This window comes from Streptomyces sp. NPDC040589 (genome assembly GCF_055594445.1).
In genome coordinates this window covers 1,352,964-1,372,449 of sequence record NZ_JBVIWP010000001.1, presented here as the reverse complement: position 1 = coordinate 1,372,449, position 19,486 = coordinate 1,352,964, and the positions used below count along the sequence as shown (strand labels likewise).

At 70.6% G+C, this 19,486-nt stretch carries 19 protein-coding genes; 14 read left to right on the top strand and 5 right to left on the bottom strand.

Annotation, left to right across the window (positions count from 1 at the left end):
* Positions 1–12: 12 nt before the first annotated feature.
* Positions 13–948 (bottom strand): hypothetical protein, encoded by a 936-nt coding sequence (locus ACZ58V_RS06320; protein WP_471288585.1) that lies wholly within the window; start codon positions 946–948, stop codon positions 13–15.
* A gap of 388 nt (positions 949–1,336) precedes the next feature.
* Between ACZ58V_RS06320 and ACZ58V_RS06315 the strand changes: the two genes are divergently transcribed.
* Positions 1,337–3,262 (top strand): glycosyltransferase, encoded by a 1,926-nt coding sequence (locus ACZ58V_RS06315; RefSeq protein ID WP_471288583.1) that lies wholly within the window; start codon positions 1,337–1,339, stop codon positions 3,260–3,262.
* A 25-nt stretch (positions 3,263–3,287) separates the two neighbouring features.
* Entirely contained in the window at positions 3,288–4,517 is a 1,230-nt protein-coding gene (locus ACZ58V_RS06310) for an LCP family protein (protein ID WP_471288581.1), read from the top strand.
* Positions 4,518–4,527: 10 nt separating this feature from the next.
* Here the strand turns inward: ACZ58V_RS06310 and ACZ58V_RS06305 are convergent, their stop codons facing one another.
* The 3 genes from ACZ58V_RS06305 to ACZ58V_RS06295 are packed head-to-tail and all read right to left on the bottom strand — an operon-like array spanning position 4,528 to position 9,026.
* Positions 4,528–5,724, bottom strand: coding sequence for an acyl-CoA dehydrogenase family protein (locus ACZ58V_RS06305; RefSeq protein ID WP_471288579.1), 1,197 nt, complete (start codon positions 5,722–5,724; stop codon positions 4,528–4,530).
* Positions 5,725–5,755: 31 nt separating this feature from the next.
* A complete protein-coding gene (locus ACZ58V_RS06300; RefSeq protein ID WP_471288577.1) occupies positions 5,756–7,021 on the bottom strand; it encodes a PIN domain-containing protein in 1,266 nt (421 codons plus the stop codon).
* The gene (locus ACZ58V_RS06295) at positions 7,011–9,026 is read right to left on the bottom strand and encodes a hypothetical protein (protein ID WP_471288575.1); all 2,016 of its coding nucleotides are present in this window, start codon (positions 9,024–9,026) and stop codon (positions 7,011–7,013) included. The genes ACZ58V_RS06300 and ACZ58V_RS06295 overlap by 11 nt, the downstream gene beginning before the upstream one ends.
* A gap of 260 nt (positions 9,027–9,286) precedes the next feature.
* Between ACZ58V_RS06295 and ACZ58V_RS06290 the strand changes: the two genes are divergently transcribed.
* A complete protein-coding gene (locus tag ACZ58V_RS06290) occupies positions 9,287–9,673 on the top strand; it encodes an SMI1/KNR4 family protein (protein ID WP_471288574.1) in 387 nt (128 codons plus the stop codon).
* Positions 9,674–9,687: 14 nt separating this feature from the next.
* On the opposite strand, the gene ACZ58V_RS06285 is transcribed toward ACZ58V_RS06290, so the two are convergent.
* On the bottom strand, positions 9,688–10,407 hold the full coding sequence (locus tag ACZ58V_RS06285; protein WP_471288572.1) for a hypothetical protein: 720 nt from the start codon (positions 10,405–10,407) through the stop codon (positions 9,688–9,690).
* Positions 10,408–10,860: 453 nt separating this feature from the next.
* Between ACZ58V_RS06285 and ACZ58V_RS06280 the strand changes: the two genes are divergently transcribed.
* The 11 genes from ACZ58V_RS06280 (at position 10,861) to ACZ58V_RS06230 (ending at position 19,244) form a co-directional block, all read left to right on the top strand.
* Positions 10,861–11,583, top strand: coding sequence for a hypothetical protein (locus ACZ58V_RS06280; RefSeq protein WP_468186592.1), 723 nt, complete (start codon positions 10,861–10,863; stop codon positions 11,581–11,583).
* Between the two features lie 17 nt (positions 11,584–11,600).
* Positions 11,601–12,485: a hypothetical protein gene (locus ACZ58V_RS06275; RefSeq protein ID WP_468186595.1), complete on the top strand. Its 885-nt coding sequence runs from the start codon at positions 11,601–11,603 to the stop codon at positions 12,483–12,485.
* Positions 12,482–13,789, top strand: a complete 1,308-nt coding sequence (locus ACZ58V_RS06270) for a CpaF family protein (protein WP_468186598.1) — start codon at positions 12,482–12,484, stop codon at positions 13,787–13,789. Before ACZ58V_RS06275 ends, ACZ58V_RS06270 begins: the two co-directional genes overlap by 4 nt.
* Positions 13,790–13,833: 44 nt before the next feature.
* Complete coding sequence (locus tag ACZ58V_RS06265) at positions 13,834–14,790, top strand: type II secretion system F family protein (protein WP_471288754.1); 957 nt, start codon at positions 13,834–13,836, stop codon at positions 14,788–14,790.
* Positions 14,787–15,710 (top strand): type II secretion system F family protein, encoded by a 924-nt coding sequence (locus tag ACZ58V_RS06260; protein WP_359887480.1) that lies wholly within the window; start codon positions 14,787–14,789, stop codon positions 15,708–15,710. The genes ACZ58V_RS06265 and ACZ58V_RS06260 overlap by 4 nt, the downstream gene beginning before the upstream one ends.
* Positions 15,711–15,784: 74 nt before the next feature.
* Positions 15,785–16,036 carry a hypothetical protein gene (locus ACZ58V_RS06255; RefSeq protein ID WP_184986935.1) on the top strand — a complete coding sequence of 84 codons (252 nt, stop codon included), beginning with the start codon at positions 15,785–15,787 and terminating at the stop codon, positions 16,034–16,036.
* A gap of 67 nt (positions 16,037–16,103) precedes the next feature.
* Positions 16,104–16,562, top strand: coding sequence for a TadE family protein (locus tag ACZ58V_RS06250; protein WP_468186603.1), 459 nt, complete (start codon positions 16,104–16,106; stop codon positions 16,560–16,562).
* Complete coding sequence (locus tag ACZ58V_RS06245; protein ID WP_468186606.1) at positions 16,562–17,002, top strand: TadE/TadG family type IV pilus assembly protein; 441 nt, start codon at positions 16,562–16,564, stop codon at positions 17,000–17,002. The genes ACZ58V_RS06250 and ACZ58V_RS06245 overlap by 1 nt, the downstream gene beginning before the upstream one ends.
* Entirely contained in the window at positions 16,999–17,478 is a 480-nt protein-coding gene (locus ACZ58V_RS06240) for a pilus assembly protein TadG-related protein (RefSeq protein WP_468186609.1), read from the top strand. Before ACZ58V_RS06245 ends, ACZ58V_RS06240 begins: the two co-directional genes overlap by 4 nt.
* A 51-nt stretch (positions 17,479–17,529) precedes the next feature.
* On the top strand, positions 17,530–18,195 hold the full coding sequence (locus tag ACZ58V_RS06235) for a hypothetical protein (RefSeq protein ID WP_471288569.1): 666 nt from the start codon (positions 17,530–17,532) through the stop codon (positions 18,193–18,195).
* The gene (locus ACZ58V_RS06230; RefSeq protein WP_468186615.1) at positions 18,195–19,244 is read left to right on the top strand and encodes a hypothetical protein; all 1,050 of its coding nucleotides are present in this window, start codon (positions 18,195–18,197) and stop codon (positions 19,242–19,244) included. The genes ACZ58V_RS06235 and ACZ58V_RS06230 overlap by 1 nt, the downstream gene beginning before the upstream one ends.
* Positions 19,245–19,486 lie beyond the last annotated feature (242 nt).

Here is a 19,486-nt window from a genome sequence, read left to right as displayed (position 1 = left end):
GAACGCACGAACTCAGTACAGTGCGCCCTTCGGCACCTCGATCTGCCGGTACTCCACCCACCGCCCCAGCCGCTCGTCACGACCCGCCAGAACGAACAGGACGAACGGCGCCGGAAGGCCGACCAGCGCCACCGCCCACGCCGGTAGGAACCAGCCCAGCTGCGACAGGCACAGGCAGCACGCGAGCAGGCTCGCGGATGTACGGGCGAACGACCTCGCGTGGTCGGTCATCGTGCGGCGGCTCTCCGCGGGGCGCGGCAGCAGTGCGCCGAGCAGGTTGCCGACGGCGGCACCCGCCAGGAGGCCCCAGAGCGCGCCTCCCGGGAGGAAAACCGCCGGGAAGCCGTCGCGGGGGAAGTCGAAGGCGTAGCCGCTGGCCAGGCCTGCCACCAGGCCGATGAAGGTGCAGCAGAGGACGGTGACCGCTGTGAGCTGGTCTCGGACCTGGGTGGAAAGGGTGTCCTCGCCGTCGCCCCGTGTCTCGCGGCTGTCGCCCCGTGTCTCGCGGAACACCCCTCCCGCGCCGACGACGAACAGCGGCACGCCGATCACCATCAAAATCGCCGCGCCGAACAGGCCGCCGTTCTTGCCCGGGGCGTCCGAAGCCGGGAAGAGGCCCTGCACCTGCCACGCCAGCACCGCCATCAGCGCGACGTACAGCCAGTAGCCGGCGATCAGCGCCCAGCCAGTGCCGATCCGGGCGCGTCGGGCCAGTGCCGGGGGAGTGTGGAGCAGGCCTGCCACGGGGATTGCGATCAGGGACCAGGCGAAGATGAAAGCGTCCGAGGCGCGGTTCTCGGCCCGGATCGCCTCGAGGAGCTCCGGCGGTGTGGGCAGCAGCAGTGCCAGGACCAGGGAGGCGACCGCCGCTGTCGTGCCTGCCGTGATCCGTGTGAGCTTGGCTCGCTGCGTCCCTCGGGGTCTGCCCGTGCGCGTCGTCGAGTTCATCCTGGCCATCTCCTGTGAAGCTCGCCGTTCCGCCCATACGGCCACCTCTCCGAAACTACACTCGCGCCCCATGCGTAACTCCCGCAGCATGCAAGCGAAGTCGGTGCCCCATTCGTGCGGAAGGCTCCCCGGCGAGAGGTGCGGGAGAAGACGGTTCGCGGGGGGGTGGGGTGTGGTCCGCGGCCGGGGGCGGTGACGCCCCCTGAGCTCCGCCAAAGCCAAGGCCCCTTCCAAACCCCGCGCCCGCCACAAACAGTCCCGCGACCCCCGAGCCCACTGGCTCCTCCTCGCCCTCACCCTCCCCGTCGTCTTCGCCTTCCTGATCTTCGAAGGCTGGACCCAGCACGAGGTAGACGCCGCGAAGACGCGGACGCCTTGTGCCTCGCCCGTGCCCGATGCCGTGGCGAAGGGCGGGCCCGTGATCGGGATCAACCGGGACGGGATTCGGACCGGGGGGATGCCCGCCCGGACCGTGGCGCTCACCTTCGACGGTGGGCCGGACCCCGTGTGGACCCCGCGGCTGCTGGATCTGCTCCGCAGGAACAACGCGCGGGCCACGTTCTTCGTGCACGGGGCCCAGGCCGCCCGGCATCCCGAGCTGGTACGGCGGATCCGGGCCGAGGGGCATGAGATCGGGTCCAACACCTACACAGGGGCCGTGCTGGGGGAGTCCTCCGGGCCCCGTTTCGAGGCCGAACTCGAGTTGACCCAAAGTGCGTTGGCCGGGACCACCGGGCAGCGGACCAACCTGCTGCGGATGCCGCGGACCACCACCCCCGACACACTCTGCGGTCGGGAGTGGGACGCGGCGCGGCGGGCCACCGGGTACGGGTACGTGCTCGTCGCCGCCGACAAGGGCGCGCGGAAGCCGGCGCAGGGGATCGTCCGGCAGTTGAGCCAGACGGAGAGTGCCTATGCGGAGGCGCGCAGGCTGCTGAAGAACCGGACGGTCGACCGGTTCACCACCGTCTCCGACGGGCTCGGGCTCGTTCCGTACAAGTCCGCCTCCTTCGTCGAGCGGTGGTCGGGGGAGGCGCTGATCTGGACCACGCGGATCGGGCAGGTCTTCTCCACCGCCATGATCTGGATCCTCGGCGTCGCCGGTGGGCTGGGCGTACTGCGGCTGTTGCTGCTCGCCTTGTTCGCGCGGGCGCATGTGCGCCGGCTGGAGCGGTTCCGGACCGGGGCGCCCTGGATGGGGGAGGGGTCCGGGCCGGTGACCGTGCTGGTCCCGGCGTACAACGAGGAGGCCGGGATCGGGTCGACCCTGCGGTCGCTGCTCGACTCCAGCCATCGGGAGCTGCAGGTCGTGGTGATCGACGACGGGTCGAGCGACCGGACCGCCGACATCGCCGAGAACATGGGCGACCCGAGGGTGGAGGTGGTGCGGCAGGCCAACTCCGGCAAGGCCGCCGCCCTCAACACCGGGCTCGCGCACGCCCGGTACGACATCGTCGTGATGGTCGACGCCGACACCGTCTTCGAGCCCGACGCCATCGAGCGGATCGTCCAGCCGCTCGCGCATCCGGCCGTGGGGGCCGTCAGCGGCAACACCAAGGTCGGCAACCGGCGCACCCTGCTGGGCAGATGGCAGCACCTCGAGTACGTCTTCGGCTTCAACCTCGACCGGCGCATGTTCGAGGTGCTGGAGTGCATGCCGACCGTGCCGGGCGCCATCGGGGCGTTCCGCCGGGACGCGGTGATCGGCGTCGGCGGGGTCAGCGAGGACACCCTCGCCGAGGACACCGACCTGACGATGGCCCTGTGGCGGGCCGGCTGGCGGGTGCTGTACGAGGAGTCCGCCGTCGCCTGGACCGAAGTGCCCACCAGCGTCAGGCAGTTGTGGCGGCAGCGGTACCGGTGGTGCTACGGCACCCTCCAGGCGATGTGGAAGCACCGCGGGGCGCTCTTCGGCAGGGGCACTGCCGGGCGGTTCGGGCGGCGCGGGCTGACCTATCTCGCGCTCTTCCAGGTCGCCCTGCCGCTGCTCGCGCCCGTCATCGACGTCTACGCCCTGTACGGCGTGCTGTTCCGCGATCCGGTGGAGTCGGCCGGGGTGTGGTTCGCCTTCTTCGGCGTGCAGGTCGTCTGCTCGGGATACGCGCTCAGACTCGACGGGGAGCCGGTGCGGGCGCTGTGGTCGATGCCGTTCCAGATCGTCGTCTACCGGCAGTTGATGTATCTCGTCGTCATCCAGTCGCTGGTCGCGCTGCTGGTCGGGAGCCGGCTGCGGTGGCAGCGGATGCAGCGCTCCGGTACGGCCGCTGAACAGATCGGTGGGCCCGTTCCGTATAGGAGCGTGCCGATGCGCTGACACCCACAGCACCTTCGAGGGGCCGATGAGCGACTGGACCGATCATCCGGGAGACCACCGGGCGGGGCAGGACCCGAGAAGGGTCCCGCCCTCGTCCCCACTGGTGCCCCCGCCCTCGATCCGTACCGCCCCCCTGCCCGGCATGTCCTCGTCGGCCGCGCCCGGCCGTTACGACAGCAACGTCGAGGAGCGTGGCCGAAGGAGCGAGCGTGGCCGAAGAGACGGCAGCAGGAACCCGGGTGGCGGCAGCCGAGGCAGCAGGACCCCGCGCCGCCGGGCCGGACGCAGCCGCCGCTTCGTGCGTACGGCCGCCGTCCTGTCGACCGTCCTGACGCTCGCCGGCGCCGGTACCTACGTCTGGGCCGACACCCGGCTCAACCAGCAGGTCGACCTCGGCACGCTCAGCAGCAGGGTGCCGCCCGGCGAGGGCACCAACTACCTGGTCGTGGGCTCCGACAGCCGCGACGGCCTGTCGGAGAAGGACAGGAAGGACCTCAACACCGGCTCGACCGACGGCCGCCGTACCGACTCGGTGATCCTGCTGCACACCGGGGCGAACGGCACCACGATGCTCAGCCTGCCGCGCGACTCCTGGGTGACCCTCCCGCCCTACGTCGATCCCGACACCGGCAGGAGCTACCGGGCCACACCGAACAAACTGAACGCCGCGTTCTCGCTGGGCGGTCCCGACCTGCTCGTGCAGACCGTGGAACGCAACACCGGCGTGCACATCGACCACTACGCGGAGATCGGCTTCGCCGGTTTCGTGGGGGTGGTGGACGCGGTCGGCGGCGTCGACATGTGTCTGGACAAGGCCGTACGGGACAAGGACTCCGGCGCCGATCTGCAGGCCGGCTGCCAGACCCTGGACGGCTCCGAGGCGCTGGCCTTCGTACGCCAGCGCAAGCAGGAGGCCCAGGGCGACCTGGGGCGTACCCGCAACCAGCAGAAGTTCCTCGCCGCCCTCGCCGACAAGGCGGCCACCCCGTCCACCCTCGCCGACCCGTCCAAGTCCTTCCCGACCCTGAACGCCGGCCTCGAGACGCTCATCGTGGACGAGGGCACGGAACTGCCCGACCTCATGAAGCTGTTCGAGGCCATGAAGAAGGCCACGGCCGGCGGAGGCAGCCAGCTCAACGTGCCCGTGGCCGACCCGGACCTGCGGACCTCCAAGGGCAGCGCGGTGAAGTGGGACGACCGGCGGGCCCGCGCCCTGTTCGCTGCGATACGGGAGGACCGGCCGCCCGGCACCTGAGACAGGGCGGCTAGACGAAGGGCGTGCCCGGCTCCAGCCCCGCCAGCACCCTGCCGTACAGCTCCAGGTTGGTCGCCGGATGGACGAAGGCGTGCAGGTTCAGGGCCCGCAGATCGCGCACGGTCCGCTGGATCGGCACCTCCTCGTGGAGGGAGGAGGCGCCCGAGGCCGAGCCGAGCAGGTCGGCGGCCTCCAGGCAGAGCCGTGCCACATAGCCGCTGCGTGCCCGGACCCCGGCCCGTTCCTCGGTCGTGTACGGCTCCCCGCTCGCCGCCCGCTCCCCGAGCAGCGTGACGATCTCGTCGGTCAGATGCTCGGCGCAGGAGATCTTCAACGCCGCCTCGGCCGTCTGCAGATGCGTGACGGGAGCTTCGTTCTGCCGCTCGTAGAAGGTGTACGTGATGCCCCGCCGGTGGATCCGCTCGCGGAACTCCGCCAGTGCCGAGCGGGCGAGGCCGAGGGCGTTCGGGGTCGCCCAGACGCAGAACATCAGCAGTACCGGCACCCGGTAGAACGGGTCGTCGGCGTTGGCCTTCGACGCGAACTCGCCGCCGAGCAGCGGGGCGACCGGCAGCACGCGATGAGCCGGTACGACGACATCGCGCGCGACGACGCTGTTGCTGCCGCTGCCCGCGAGACCCGACACCCGCCAGTCGTCGAGGATCTCCAGGTCGGCCACGGGCATGGCCGTCCACACCGTCTCGGGCCGCCCCTCGATCCGGGCCGTCAGCAGATGCCAGTCGGCGTCCCGGCAGCCGGTGGCGAAGGGCGAGGTCCCGTTGACCACATAGCCGCCGTCGCCCGTCGGGACCGCCGTCGCGCTCGGGATCAGGCTGCCGCCGACGCGCACGTCGGGGCTGGTGAAGATCTCGTCCTGCGCCTCGTCCGGGAAGAGCGCGGCGACGTACGCGCAACCGGCCTGGATCAGCGTCATGAAACCGGCCGAACCGCACGCGGCGGACAGCTCCGCCAGCGCGTCGACCTGGGTCCGCAGGCCGCTCTGGTAACCGCCGTACCGCCGGGGCACGTTCATCCGCTGGATCCCGGTCCCGGTCAGCGCCTCCACGACCTCCCGCGTCACCCGCCGCTCCCGCTCGGTCCGCAGGGCGTGCCTGCGGATGAGAGGGGTGAGCTCGCGGACGCGCTCGACCAGGCCGGTGTCGGTGGGAGGTACAGGCAGAACGGTGTCTCGCGTGCCCGGAGTCATGGCTGCACCGTGACCTGCCCCGGGCCCGGTGTCAACGGGCCCTGATCCTCCGGGAGTTGATCCCGGCCAGCGGTTCCTTCAGCGAGCCGTACCCCGTCGCGGCCCACACGCTCCGCTCGGCCGGCAGCTCGAAGTAGGGGACGGTACGGCCGTCCTCGTCCGTGTCGGTGAGCACCTCCGGGGCGCGGCGGTCCCGCAGTGCGTCCGCGCACTCCTGGCACACCGCCACGTCCAGCCGGTCCCGGCGGCCGAGCGGACGCCAGCCGGTGCGGAGGGCGGCGCGGCCGTGCAGGGGGTGGAAGAAGCAGCGGGGGAGGGCCGCGTCCGTGCCGGTCAGGGCGTCCTGGCCTTCTTGGACCAGGGCGAGGACGCCCGCCAGGTCCGGCAGGCCCCGGGCCTCGTCGAGGACCGTGCCGGCGGCGGCGTAGGCGTCGAGGGCGTGCTGGAGACCCGGCGTCGTGGAGAGGTCGGCGGCCTGGGTGGCCTCGCCGAGCGCCAGGACCTCCGCCTCCGCCCGGCGCCGCAGCTCCGCCTCGTCGGCCGCGCGGGCCGTCGCGAACACCAGCTGCGGCACGGCCGGGGCGGCCGGAGCGGGCTTGCGGGAACGGATCGCGGCGCGGGTCGCGAGGGCGGTCAGGGTCAGCACCGGCACGCCGATGAGCAGCCACCAGACGGGGCCGCCCGAAGCGGACTCTGCCCGTTCCTCTGCCCGTTCCTCGGCCTGCTCATCCCGTCGTTGGGTGTCGTCGCCCAGGTCCTTCATCGCCTCCTCGTACCGCTGCGTGCCCTTCCCCTCCGCCACCAGCTCCACGGCCTTGGCGGTGAGGTCGGCGAGCCCCGCGTCCTTTGTCTCGTCCAGGAAGCCGACGGCGGACACGGCGTCCCGGGTCTGGTGGGTGTCGGCGGGCCACTCGTCGCCCGTCAGGGAGTCGGGGAAGTCGCCGTCCGTCGTGATGAGGATGAGCTCGCGCTGGTCCGGGAGCCGGTCGCGGACCGTCCCGGCCAGGACGTCGGAGTCGCCGTCGAAGTCGTCGCCCTTGGTGAGAGGCATGAGTACGACTTTGATCGGCAGGCCCGTCCGGCGGATCTGCTGCGCCAACTCCCGCTGCCGGGAGGGTGGTACGGCAGCCGCGTACGCCTCGTCGACGTAGACGGGAGAGGTGCGCAACGCGCTCGCGATGCGCTGCCCGGCGCTCGGGGCTTCGCCGTCCGCTGCCCGGGCGGCGGTGGCGGTGGTGAGCGCGGTCAGCAGCAGGACCGCGAGGACGGTGGTCAGGCGCTTGACGTCAGTGGACACCTGCGGTCTCCCTCACCTTCTCGATAAGCCGGGTGATTCCCTTGGGTACGGCGGTCAGCGGGCCGTCGGTCGCGTCGTAGTACGGCAGGCGGGTGTTGCCCGTGGACGGGTCGGGCAGCTTCAGCAAGCTGCCTGGAATGCCGCTCGGCTGGGCGATGGCGGTGTTGCGGCAGAAGTCGCAGACGGGGAGCAGGCGGCGGGCGGCACCCTCCGCGGAGACGCGGACGTGGTGGCGGCTGACGCCCGGGCCGTGCAGGGGATTCACGCCGCAGCACAGGTCCGTCGTGTCGCCGGTGAGCGCGGCGCGGCCGGCTCGGGCGAGAACGATGACGGCGACCAGGGTCGCGGGGTCGCTGCCCGCGTCCTTGACGCGGTTCAGGTCGCCGTCGACGAGGAGCAGCGCCGCATCGAGGCGGTCCCAGGCGCGGCCGCGCTCGTCATGGTTGGTGAACTCCCGTGTCAGTGTGGTGAGTTCCGCGTACGCGGTACGTCGGAGGTAGGACGCCGACGGCTCGGTCGGGGCTGTGAGGGGCAGGTGGTGGGTCGGCTCGGGCGCGGGAGAGCGCCACCGCAACAGGCCGCCGACACCCCACGTCAGTCCGGCCACCACACCGGACAGCAGGAGTGCCGCGAAAGCGCCCACGAACAGGCCGGGCCAGAAGTCGGTGGCGAACAGGGGCGGGAGGGTGTACTCGTCGGCCGCGCCGGGGGCGGCGGCCGGGGCGGGTTCGTGTTCCGGCCGGTCGGTGCGCGGGGTCTTGTCGAGGAAGGTCATCAGCGCGTCGAGGCGCTCGCCCAGGAGGTGGTCGCCCGCTTCGTCCGCCTTGCTGTCGCCGTACGTGATGGAGTCCGGCAGGTCGAGGAACAGGTGGTTGGTGTCCAGGCGCAGCCCGTGGTTGAAGACGTCGATCGTGCCGCCGTCCGGATCGGCTACGACGTACACCCCGTCCACGCCCACCTTGGCGTGCACCGCGGCGGCGAACAGGTCCGAGTCGCCCGCCGACTCGCTCTCGGGTGTCTGCGGCACGAGGGAGACGTACACCGGGCCGCCGCCGTCGGAGCGCCGGAAGTCCCGGATCCGCTCGTGCAGCCGGTCCAGTCGGCGGGAGTCGAGTACGCGAGGACTCTCCGGGTCGGCGTAGATGGCGTCCTGCTTCAGGCCTGCCGCGACGCGTTCGACACGGGCGGACAGTTCGGCGGGGGTGGGTGGCCGGGCCGCGCTCGACCTGGTCTGGTCGAAGACGACGGGAGCGGCGAGGGCGATCGTCGCGGCGGTGAGGGCGGCCGCGCCGGGCACGACCCACCGAGGGACGCGCCGCTCGGCTCCGGAACGCCGGCGGTGGCGCCGCGCGTACCAGCCCGTCAGCACGATCATCAGCGGTACGCCGGTCAGCAGGATGCCCGTGAGGAACGACTGGTTGTTGCGGTCGGAGGGGCCGATGTACATGTCGGCGGGCTCGTCGTCCTGGTACGTCTCGCGAGCCGCTTCGGCACGGGCGCCGGCCTTGTCGCCGCCCAGGGCGATGACATCGGCGAACCGCTCGAAGCTACGCAACGGGCCCGCGTCGTAGGGGAGTTCGTACCGTGTGACAGTGATGGCGGCATCGGCGGGCACGCGGACGCCGTAGGCCGTGGCCTCCGCGAGGTCCGCCCCCTCGAACAGGACGTACAGCCCGTCGCGTCCGAGCCGGTCGTGCACCGCGCCGAGCAGCTGCTTGCCGTCCGTGCTGGTCTGCATGGGCAGGACCAGGACGTACGTCGGCACGCCGGTCTTCTTCGCGAGCCTGGCGAAGCCGGGGGCGGTGGAGCGCGGGACCTCGCGGGGGAGTTGGTCGGTGACGTGGACCGGGTTCTCGCGGAGGCGGTCGGCGAGGTAGGCGGCCTGGGTGACGGGCGCGGCCTCCGCCGCTCGGGCCGGGGTGGCGGTTGCGAAGAAAGCCGTTACGGCGCAGAGCGCGAGCAGCACCCGGAGGAGACCGAGCCGGTCACTGCTCCACACCGGCATATGCACTGCGTATGCCCTGTTTGTCGCGACTGCTCTCACCGGTATGCCCCCCGCGTTCCGATCGCTGTCCGGGCGGCACTCTACTCGGGGCTTCGCGAGTGCTACAGGTCGCAGGTTCCCCGGCGGGGGAGATCGGGATGGGTGAACACCCGTCGGTGGAAGGATGGGGGCGTGTGCCGGGGCTTGGCGCGGAGGGAGTGAGGTCCGGGATGTGGCGCGACTCGCTCGAAGACCTGGAGACGGGCCCTTGGCGTCCTCCCGTGTCCCCCGCCGCCCTCCACGTCATCGAGACGACCCTGGGCCGACCCCTGCCACCCGCCCTCCGCTCTCTCCTCCTGGAGACCGACGGGATCGAGGGCCCCTACGGCGAGGACATCGTCTGGCCCGCCGACCGCATCCTGAACGACAACCTCGCCTTCCGCGCCCGACCCGAATTCCGTCCCCTCTACCGCCCCTTCGACCCGTTGCTGTTCTTCGGTGACAACGGCGGGGGAGACCAGTTCGCCTTCGTAGGGGCCCCCGACACCGACGCCGGCGGCGTTCATGTCTGGGACCACGAGACGGATGAACGCGGCCTCGTGGCGGCCGACCTGGCCGGCTATGTGCGCGCGGCGCTGGAAAGCGGGGGAGAGGACTGGTACCGGTAGCGGAGCCCGGCCCTTCAGCCCAGCTTCGCGTTCTGCGCCTTCACCACCGCCGCCGGGAGCTTCGCGTCGCCCGGCCTCTCCTGGACCATGGCCATGCCGTCGACGGAGAAGTAGACGGCGAGGACGTCACCCTTGCGGACGGCCTGGGCGTGCATGGTGTGGGTGATCCCCTTGAGGGTCGTCGTGGAGCGGAAGGCCAGTGACTCGTCACCACCCTCGGCCACCGGCTTCTCGGTGGTGACGGAGTCGTACGGGGCCGTGCCCTTCGCCTTCGCCGTGAAGCCACCGCCGCACGAGTCGACGCCCTTGGCCAGCCCGGCGAAGGCGGACTCGGCCTTGCCGGGCGCGTACGTCGTGAGCGTGATGTACGTGAACTCGCTCCCCTCCAGGACGGAGTGGGTCAGGTCGCCCTGAGACTCGCCGAGGGGAAGCTGGTTCATCGCGTAGACCAGCGGGGCGCAGGCCGGCTTGTCGACCGTGACGTCGTCCGGGGACTGGGCGAAGGCGTACTCGTTGTCCTCCCCGGAGGCGGGCTTCACGGCGAGCCCCGGCACATCCGCCTTCGTGATCATGAGCTTCGCCAGCCGCTCGGCCGGAGTCACCTGCTTCGCCCGGGACGCGGTGGGCCTGGGCTCACCGGTCGCCGAATCCGATTCGGCGTCCCCGCCGCACGCCGTGAGCGTGGCGAGGGAGAGCAGGGACAGGGTGGAGGCGGCGAGCGCGGCCCGCTTCATAGAGGACTCCTCGTGGGGGACAGGTCGACGATCATGGCACGGCGAAATCCCGGCTCACGTGAGTGAATCGTGTGGGCCTCATGGTCGGGGCGTGACGAAAGGGCCGGCTGTCGTGCGTCCGTCGGTCCGGGGCGGATTCGCTGCCGCACAGGGAGCCGCGCGGTGAACGGCTTGTCGGCGTGCCGCCATCAACGGGTTTGTCCAGGCTGGAAGTTGCAGATGGATAACGGTGCGCGCCGTGAGGTTCAGGGCGTAGGACGCGCCTTGAGGGGCTTATGTGCGGCTGATACGGTGCGATGGCTTGACACTCACCCCCAGTGCTGGCTATTCGCCCAGGTCGGGCGGGTACGTCCGGCCCGTCCCGCAGTTTCCGTGCAGGGTAGGCGCGGGTGAAGTGTCCAATTTTGAAGGCAAATTGACAGACATCATCTTGGGTGTACGGGGAGCGGTTGCGTGAAGATCCAAGAGCGTACGGGGGCGGGCGCAGGCCGTTCCGCCTCTCCGGCTCAGCCGTCGGTCGGCGACCGCCTTCCCGCACCACCTCGCGAGCGCAAACCGGCACTGGCCGCGCTCGCGGTGCTGCTCATCCTGGTGGGTGCGCTGGGCGCGACGATGCTGGTACTGCAGGCCGGTGACCGGATCGAGGTCGTCAAGGTGACCAGCCAGGTCCAGGCCGGCGAGTCGCTCAAGAAGAGCGACGTGACCTCCGTCATGGTCGCCAAGGACGAGAGCATCCACTACGTCGAGTGGTCGCAGCTGACGACCATCCAGACCTACAAGGCCAAGTCCACGATCTACCCGGGGACTCTCGCGGTCGGTGAGATGTTCGCCAAGAAGGCCAGCCTCCCCGCGGGCAAGGCCTCCGTCGGCCTCGCCCTCAAGGAGGGTCAGTACCCCTCCGACATCAAGTCCGGTGACATCGTCGCCGCCTACCGGGTCAGCACCAGCGGAACCCCCTCGAACAACACCGACGACAACACCGGCTCGAGCGGCACCTCGTCCTCCGGCGCCATCGTCGACAACGCGCGCGTGAACAATGTCGCCGAAGACGATGACGCGACCGTGAGCACCGGCAACCTCTCGCTCACCGTCCTCGTCGACGAGGCCGACGCGGCCGCGCTCGCCTCCGCGGCGGCCGCGAACCAGGTCGCCATCGTGCACGTCCCCGGCAACTAGAAGGCGGCACCCACCCCATGGCGCTCATCGCTCTCGCCGCCGACAAGGGTTCCCCCGGCGTCACCACCGCGGCCGTCGCTCTCTCGGCGGTCTGGCCGCGCCGTGTCCTGCTCGCCGAGGCGGACCCGGCGGGCGGTGACCTCGTCTACCGCAGTGCCGCCGCACACGGCGGACCGCTGAACCCCAACACCGGCATGCTGTCCATCGCCGCCACCGCGCGCCGCGGACTCGTGCCGGACCAGCTCTGGGATCACGTACAGCCGTTGAGCGGCGGTCTCGAGGTGCTCGTCGGGCTCGGTATCGCCGAGCAGGCGACCGGCCTCGCGGGACTGTGGCCGACCCTCGGGCACGCCTTCGCCTCCCTCGCCGACTCCCCGCACGCCGCGGCCGACGTCATCGCCGACTGCGGACGCGTCAGCGGGGACACCCCTGCCGTCGAACTGTTCCCGCACGCCGCGCTCGTGCTGCTCATCTCGCGCACCGAGCCGGAGGCCATCGCCCGGGTCCGCGACCGCGCCGCCGCCCTCGCCGGCAAGCTGCACGGCGGATCGCGCGGCGCCGCGAGCCTCGGCACCCCCATGATCGGCGTCGTCCTGATCGCCGACACGGGCACGGCGGGCAAGCTCGCCTCGCAGGTCAACGACATGCTCGTGCACGCCCAGACCGGCGCCCGCGTGGTCGGCACCATCGCCGACGACCCGGCCGGCGCCGACCAGCTGGCAGGCCGCAGGCGCGGCCGGCTCGACAAGTCGCTGCTGATCCGCTCGGCCCGCAAGGTCGCGGCCGACATCTACCAGCAGTACGGCGCCGCCTGGGCCGCCTCCGCCCAGGCGAACCAGGCCCACCAGGCCCAGCACCACCACCCGGGCCAGATGCAGGGCCACGCGGGGGCCGGCGCATGACCGCTGTCGACCACCAGTTGGTCAAGCGGTTCCGCCAGGACGCCGGCGACCGTATCGCCGAGCAGCGCCGACAGGACCAGGTCAACAACGTCACTCCGATGTCCACGGAGGACGAGCGGCAGTACGCGCGTGCCGTCATAGCCCAGATCCTGGAGGAGTACGCCCGCGCCGAGATCAACGCGGGCCGTACGCCGCTGGACGCCGAGACCGAGGAGCAGTACGCGGCCGCCGTGCACGCCGCGCTGTTCGGCGTCGGCCGGCTCCAGCCGCTGCTGGACAACCCCGACGTCGAGAACATCGACATCAACGGCTACGACCAGGTGTTCGTCGGCTACGCCGACGGCCGTGAGGTGACGGGCGACCCCGTCGCCGAGACCGACGAGGAGCTCATCGAGCTCATCCAGGTGCTCGGCGCTTACTCGGGTCTGTCCTCCCGCCCCTTCGACTCGGCCAACCCCCAGCTCGACCTCAGGCTCCCCGACGGTTCGCGTCTGTCGGCCGTCATGGACGTCACCCGGCGCCCCGCCCTGTCCATCCGCCGCGCGCGCATGGGCAAGGTGTTCATCTCCGACCTCGTCGGCAACGGCACCGTGACGCCCGAGGTCGCCCACTTCATGGCCTGCGCGGTCCGCGCCCGCAAGAACATCATGATCGCGGGCGCCACCAACGCCGGCAAGACCACGCTCCTTCGGGCCCTCGCCAACGAGATCCCCCCGAACGAGCGCCTCATCACCGTCGAGCGGGCCCTGGAGCTCGGCCTCGACACCTTCGCCGACCTGCACCCCAACGTCGTCGCCTTCGAGGAACGCCTGCCCAACTCCGAGGGCCAGGGCATGATCTCGATGGCGGAGCTGGTGCGACGCTCGCTGCGTATGAACCCCTCGCGCGTCATCGTCGGTGAGGTCCTCGGCGACGAGATCGTCACCATGCTCAACGCGATGTCGCAGGGCAACGACGGCTCGCTGTCCACGATCCACGCCAACAGCTCCCACGAGGTCTTCAACCGTATCTCCACCTACGCGTTGCAGGCCTCCGAGCGGCTGCCCATAGAGGCCAGCCAGATGCTGATCGCGGGCGCGGTGAACTTCGTCGTCTTCATCCAGCGGCGCAACAACTACGGCAACGGCGGCCGCCTCCAGCGCATGGTCACCTCCGTCCGCGAGGTCAACGGTGTCGACGGACGCGTCCTGTCCAGCGAAGTGTTCGCGGAGGCTCCCGACGGCCGGGTCGTGCCGCACGCCCCCATCGCCTGCCTGGAGGAACTGATGGCACACGGCTACCGGCCGACCGGGACCTGGGGGTGACGGGCGTGAACACGACTCTCGCGGCACTCGGCTCGCTCGGCTCCATGGGCGGCCTGTTCTCCACCACCGTCCTGTACTCGATAGGCAGCGGCGTCGCCGTCGGCGGCGGCATCGCGCTCCTCCTCGTCGCCGTACGCGGCCTGCCCGTCAAGCCCGACCACGAGAAGCAGAAGGCCGCCGAGCGGGCGAGCGAGCTGATCCGCTTCGCCGGCCGGCGCGGCTCGCTCGCGGCGATCATCGCCCTCGTCGTCCTCCTCCTCACCCGCTGGGCGGTCGCGGGCATCGCGGCCGGCGTCCTCGTCTTCTTCTGGGACCGCCTGTTCGGCGGCGCCGGCGAGGAACGGGCCGCCATGCGCCGCGTGGAGGCCCTCGCCTCCTGGACGGAGTCCCTGCGCGACACCATCGCCGGCGCGGTGGGCCTCGAACAGGCCATCCCGGCCTCCGCCCGCGCCGCGGCCCCCGTCCTGCGCCCCCACCTCGACGCCCTCGTCGACCGGCTGCGCGCCCGCACCCCGCTGCCCGAGGCGCTCCAGCAGCTCGCCGACGAGATCGACGACGCCTCCGCCGACATCATCGTCGCGGCCCTGATCCTCAACGCCCGCCTGCGCGGCCCCGGTCTGCGCCAGGTGCTCGGCGCCCTCGCCAAGTCGGCCCGCGAGGAGGTCGACATGCGCCAGCGCGTGATGGCCCAGCGGTCGTCCACGCGGCGGTCGGTGCAGATCGTCGTAGCGGTCTCGATCTCCTTCGTCCTCGGCCTGTCGATCTTCAACCGTGAATTCGTGGAGCCGTACGGGACGCCCGCCGGCCAGCTCGTCCTGGCCTGTGTCTGCGGTCTGTTCGCGCTCGGCTTCTGGTGGCTGCGCAAGCTGTCCACCATCGAGACGCCCGAGCGCTTCCTGGTGCGGGACGAGGCAGCCGTCCAGTTCGTCCGTCCCAGGACGCCGTCGCAGCAGTCGCAGCAGTCCCAGCAACTGCCGCAGGAAGAGGGGGCACGCCGATGAACCTCACGATGCCGCTGGTCGTCGGCGCCGTCATCGGTCTGGGCATCTACGCCCTCGTCCGCGCCCTCATGCCCAGCAAGCGGAGCGCGATCTCACAGGTCGCGCGGATCGACGCGATGCGGGCGCGCGGCTCGGCGTACGAATCGGCGCGCCGCGAACGGGAGAAAGGCCGCCTCGGCGCACTGCGGGCCGAAGTCGGCCTGCGGGTCTCCGAGTTCTACCTCCAGCAGGGCTGGGAGCAGCGCTCGCTGCGCGCGGACCTGGCGGTGCTGGAGCGCAGCTGGGAGAAGTTCCTGGCGACGAAGGTGCTGCTGGGTGTGGCGGGCCTGTTCTTCGGCCCGTTCCTGTTCGCCATCGTCTGGACCCTGGGCGTCGGCAAGAGCCCGATCATCCCGGTGTGGCTGGCGCTGCTGTTCGCGGTGGTCTTCTTCTTCCTGCCCGACCTCGAAGTACGGCGGGACGCCGCCGACAAGCGGCGCGACCTGCGGCGTGTGATCGGCGCGTACCTCGACCTGGTGTCGATGAGCCTGGCCGGCGGACGCGGTCTGCCGGAGGCCCTGATGGCGGCGGCGGAGGTGTCGGACGGCTGGGCCAACCAGCGCATCCGCAACGCCCTGTCCGACGCCCGCATCACCGGCCTCAGCCAGTGGCAGGCGCTCGGCCAGCTCGGCGAGGAGATCGGCGTCGAGGAGCTCAAGGACCTCTCCGCCTCCCTGGCCCTGGTCGCGGACGACGGAGCGAAGGTCCGCGAGTCCCTCGCCTCCCGCGCCGAGACCATGCGGCACCGCGAACTCGCCGAGATCGAGGGCAGCGCGGGTGAGAAGTCCCAGTCGATGCTCGTGGCGCAGCTGCTGCTGTGCGCCGGGTTCCTGGTGTTCCTGATCTTTCCGGCGGCGATGCGGGTGTTCCAGGTGCAGTGAGCCGTGCATGAGCCTTGCAGCGACCTTCACAACTCCAGAACCTCCGTGAACCGATTTCGAAAGGACAAGACGTCATGAACGGACGCAACTTCCACACCGGCATCCCTGCCGTGGACTTCCTGGTCACCTTCCTGCGGGCCCGCACCGAGCGTGCCCGCTCCGGCGAGCTGGACCGCGGTGCCTCGGCGGTCGAGTGGGTCATCATCTCCGCGGTCGTCGTGGCGATCGTCGGTGTCGTGGCCGCCATCATCAACGCCGCGCTGAGCGAGGGCGCCAACAAGGTCGGCGACTGCATCAAGGGCGCGGACGCGGGCAAGACCTGCTGATCGCCGATCGCCTGATCGTCGTAGAGACAGTCGCAGGGACAGACGTAAGGACAACGGGGTCACGGGGATGCCGGCAGACGTGAGCAGACGGGTACGCCGCAGGGTGGAGGCCGCACGGAAGAGGGCGGCCGCCCGCGGTGACTCAGGTATGACCGCGATCGAGTTCGTGCTGCTCACTCCGGTGCTGTTCTTCATGATCTTCGCGACGGTGCAGTTCGCCCTGTACTTCTTCGCGGACCACGTGGCCCAGGCGGCGGCCCAGGCGGGAGCGCGCAAGGCGCGTGCCACGGCCGACGAACGCCCGGGTGCCTGGCGGGGCGAGGCACAGGACGTGGTGGACGCCTACATCCGTCAACTGGGCCCGCAACTGGTGCTGGGGCCGGACGTGACGATGCTCCAGCCGGACCAGAACACGGTGGGCGTGGAGATCGCTGCGCGGGTGCCGACGGTGTTCCCGGGCCTGGATCTGACGGTGCACGCGCAGTCGGCGGGCCCGGTGGAACGGTTCGTCCAGGAGGAGAACTGATGACTCTCTTCCCTCCCGCCGCTCTTTCGAAGGACGGCCGGTCCATGGACGACGACCGGGGCCTCTCCACGGTCGAGGTCGTGATCCTCGCCCCGGTGATGATCCTGTTCATCCTCGTCCTGGTGGCCTTCGGCCAGCTCGTGGACGGCCGCGGGGCACTCGACGGAGCGGCCCGGGACGCGGCCCGCGCGGGCTCGATCCAGAAGAACCACGCCACCGCCATGGCCGAGGCGAAGAAGGCCGCGGAGGCGAACCTGACGGACGTCTGCGCGGGTCCCGTGTCGGTCGTCCAGACGAGCGACGGCTTCGAGCCCGACACCATCTTCACGGTCGAGGTGAGCTGCGAGGTGCGAGGCCTCGCCATGCTCGGCCTCGACGTCCCGACGACGCTGACGGCGAGCTTCAGCTCTCCGCTGGACCCGTTCCGGAGGTCGGCGTGAGCCACAACCGCTCGTACCGGCCGTCGTTGCGCTCCTGGTGGGCGGCCCGTCGCAGCCACCTGGACGACCGCGGCTCGGGCGCCGGCGCGGTCATCATCTTCACGCTGGTCTTCCTCTCCCTCTCCGCGTTCGTGATCGACGGCGGCCTGTCCATCTCCAAGCGGGAACGGGCGGCCGACATCGCGGAACAGGCGGCCCGTTTCGCCGCCCAGGACATCGACCGCGAGGCTCTCTACGACGATGTGGGCGGCCCCGCTCCGATCAATTTCGAGAACTGCAACGCCCGTGTGAAGGCCTTCGCCCGCGAGATGGACATGACGGGCGCGGACATCGCGGCGACCCACTGCGTTGCGGCGACCGCCGAGCAGGTGGAGGTCGACGTGCAGCTCACCTACTCCCCGGTCTTCACGGGGATGTTCTACGGCGGCGACGTGGTCGTCCACGGGCAGGCGGTGGCAGAGAACGAGGTCCAGTGAGGCCCTGTCACCCTCGCTGAGCACCGATCCCCCCACTGGAGGTACACCCCCATGCGCACACGCACGACCACGGCGGCCGCGACCGCCCTGACCGCGGCGGTGGCGCTGCTGCTGACGGGCTGCGGTGGCTCGGAGACGGCGGGCAAGAAGGACGACGACAAGATCGCGGGCGCGGACACGGGCGCGGGGTCGGGCTCGGCGAACCCGTCGGCGTCGGCATCTGCCGACGGCATCGACCGGCCGGAGATCAAGCTGCCGGCGGATGTGAGGAACGTCTTCGAGGAGACGCAGACCGGCGACGCGAAGAAGGACGCGATCCTGGCCGACAACGAGCGCCGTATCAACTCCATCGACGAGGCGATCACCGCCGACGCCAAGAAGTACCCCGCGCTGAAGTTCTACTCCAAGGACGACGCGCTGGCTTCGGCGGCCTCCTACATCATGTCCTTCCGCAACGAGAACCGGAGCTTCACCGGCGAGACCCGGTACTACGACCGCGAGGTCACCTTCCACAAGGACGGCGCCGCCTCCGTCACGTACTGCATGGACGCGACACGGACGTACCCGAAGGACGGTACGACCGACAAGGTCGACAGGTCGGTCAAGGCGTCCCCCAGCGACTATGTCTTCTACAGCACCCGTCTGGAGAAGGACGCGAAGGGCGTGTGGCAGACCGCCACCGTCTCGTCCACGGAGGCAGCCAAGAGGTGCATGTGATGAGCCGTACGACTGTGCTGCGCGCCGTCGCGGCGTCGACTCTGGCTGTCGCCGTGGCTGCCGTGCCGTCCACGGCCACTGCCGGTGGCGGAAAAGGCGGCGGCGAGAAGGGCAGCTACGAAGGCAGCGCCGAGGGCTCGTCGAAGGAAGGTGTCATCAGGGCCAGGACCAGGGTCACGGTCACCACCGACGGCGGTTCCCGATCCTCCACGGGAACCCTGACCCCCTCGAACAGCAACTGGACACCGCCGGCCTGCTGGTACGAGCCCTCGTTCTCGCCCAAGGAGATCGAGACCGCGGTGAACGCGTGGCGGAGCATCGACGGGTTCGTGCTCCGCGGGGTCGGAGACGTCGTCGGCGACATGATGGACCACCGCTACAAAGACGGGCATCCCTACAAGGACTACAACCTCGACAAGCAGGGCGAGGGAATGTTCTGGGCGGCGGTGAAGAACCCGAAGCGCAAGGACGATCCCGAAGCCAACTCCTGCGACAAGCAACCCTTCTGGGTCGACGAGGGCGAACCCCCCAAGGAACCCCTGGCCGTCTCCCCCCAGGTCCTCGCCGAATACGCCTACGACGAACTCCCCGTCCCCGACACTGAGATCCAGATGGCCCCGACGGGCAAGTCGACCGTCAACCTGCCCACCTGGATCTGGCTCGACAAGGCCAAGTTCAAGAAGCTCTCGGTGACGGCGAGCCTCCCCGGCACGGGCCTGTCGGCGACCACCACCGCCGAACCCGTCTCCCTGCACATCGAACCGGGCACGGCCGACGCCGAGACCTACCCCGCCTCTGGCGAATGCGCGATCAACGAAGACGGCAGCATCGGCGAACCGTATGCGAAGGGCAAGGCCGGCAAGACCCCGCCCTGCGGCGTGAGCTACCTGCGCTCCACGGGCGACGGCGAGTCCTACCCGCTGAGCGCCACGGTCACCTGGAAGATCAACTGGACGAGCACGAACGGCGACGGCGGCGACCTCCCCGACGGCACATTCGGTACGACCCAGGACGTGACGGTGCAGGAGATCCAGTCGGTGAACCGCTGATCCGGAACCTTCGACGGATCTGCACACCGTTCACTGTGAGGCCGTAAGGATCCCGGGCAGGAACCGCCCTCGGCTCATTTCCCGCGCCGCGCAATACATTCCCGTATCGCGAAGTGGCGGAAGATGTGAAGAGGGTGGGGTGCCCGGTGACCGAATGGTCACACCCATGAATTCGGCCCCCGAAATCCAGCGCACCCCCATAACGCTGACTGGCCGCGGCTTCTCCCGACGTGCTTTGATCG

Excerpts from the sequence above, each read along its gene's own strand:
- ACZ58V_RS06250 (WP_468186603.1), top strand. The coding sequence starts at position 16,104 with ATGCCGGCAGACGTGAGCAGACGGGTACGCCGCAGGGTGGAGGCCGCA.
- ACZ58V_RS06230 (WP_468186615.1), top strand. The coding sequence starts at position 18,195 with ATGAGCCGTACGACTGTGCTGCGCGCCGTCGCGGCGTCGACTCTGGCT.
- ACZ58V_RS06245 (WP_468186606.1), top strand. The coding sequence starts at position 16,562 with ATGACTCTCTTCCCTCCCGCCGCTCTTTCGAAGGACGGCCGGTCCATG.
- ACZ58V_RS06285 (WP_471288572.1), bottom strand. The coding sequence starts at position 10,407 with ATGAAGCGGGCCGCGCTCGCCGCCTCCACCCTGTCCCTGCTCTCCCTC.
- ACZ58V_RS06320 (WP_471288585.1), bottom strand. The coding sequence starts at position 948 with ATGAACTCGACGACGCGCACGGGCAGACCCCGAGGGACGCAGCGAGCC.
- ACZ58V_RS06310 (WP_471288581.1), top strand. The coding sequence starts at position 3,288 with ATGAGCGACTGGACCGATCATCCGGGAGACCACCGGGCGGGGCAGGAC.
- ACZ58V_RS06270 (WP_468186598.1), top strand. The coding sequence starts at position 12,482 with ATGACCGCTGTCGACCACCAGTTGGTCAAGCGGTTCCGCCAGGACGCC.
- ACZ58V_RS06255 (WP_184986935.1), top strand. The coding sequence starts at position 15,785 with ATGAACGGACGCAACTTCCACACCGGCATCCCTGCCGTGGACTTCCTG.
- ACZ58V_RS06260 (WP_359887480.1), top strand. The coding sequence starts at position 14,787 with ATGAACCTCACGATGCCGCTGGTCGTCGGCGCCGTCATCGGTCTGGGC.
- ACZ58V_RS06295 (WP_471288575.1), bottom strand. The coding sequence starts at position 9,026 with ATGCCGGTGTGGAGCAGTGACCGGCTCGGTCTCCTCCGGGTGCTGCTC.
- ACZ58V_RS06275 (WP_468186595.1), top strand. The coding sequence starts at position 11,601 with ATGGCGCTCATCGCTCTCGCCGCCGACAAGGGTTCCCCCGGCGTCACC.
- ACZ58V_RS06305 (WP_471288579.1), bottom strand. The coding sequence starts at position 5,724 with ATGACTCCGGGCACGCGAGACACCGTTCTGCCTGTACCTCCCACCGAC.
- ACZ58V_RS06265 (WP_471288754.1), top strand. The coding sequence starts at position 13,834 with ATGGGCGGCCTGTTCTCCACCACCGTCCTGTACTCGATAGGCAGCGGC.
- ACZ58V_RS06235 (WP_471288569.1), top strand. The coding sequence starts at position 17,530 with ATGCGCACACGCACGACCACGGCGGCCGCGACCGCCCTGACCGCGGCG.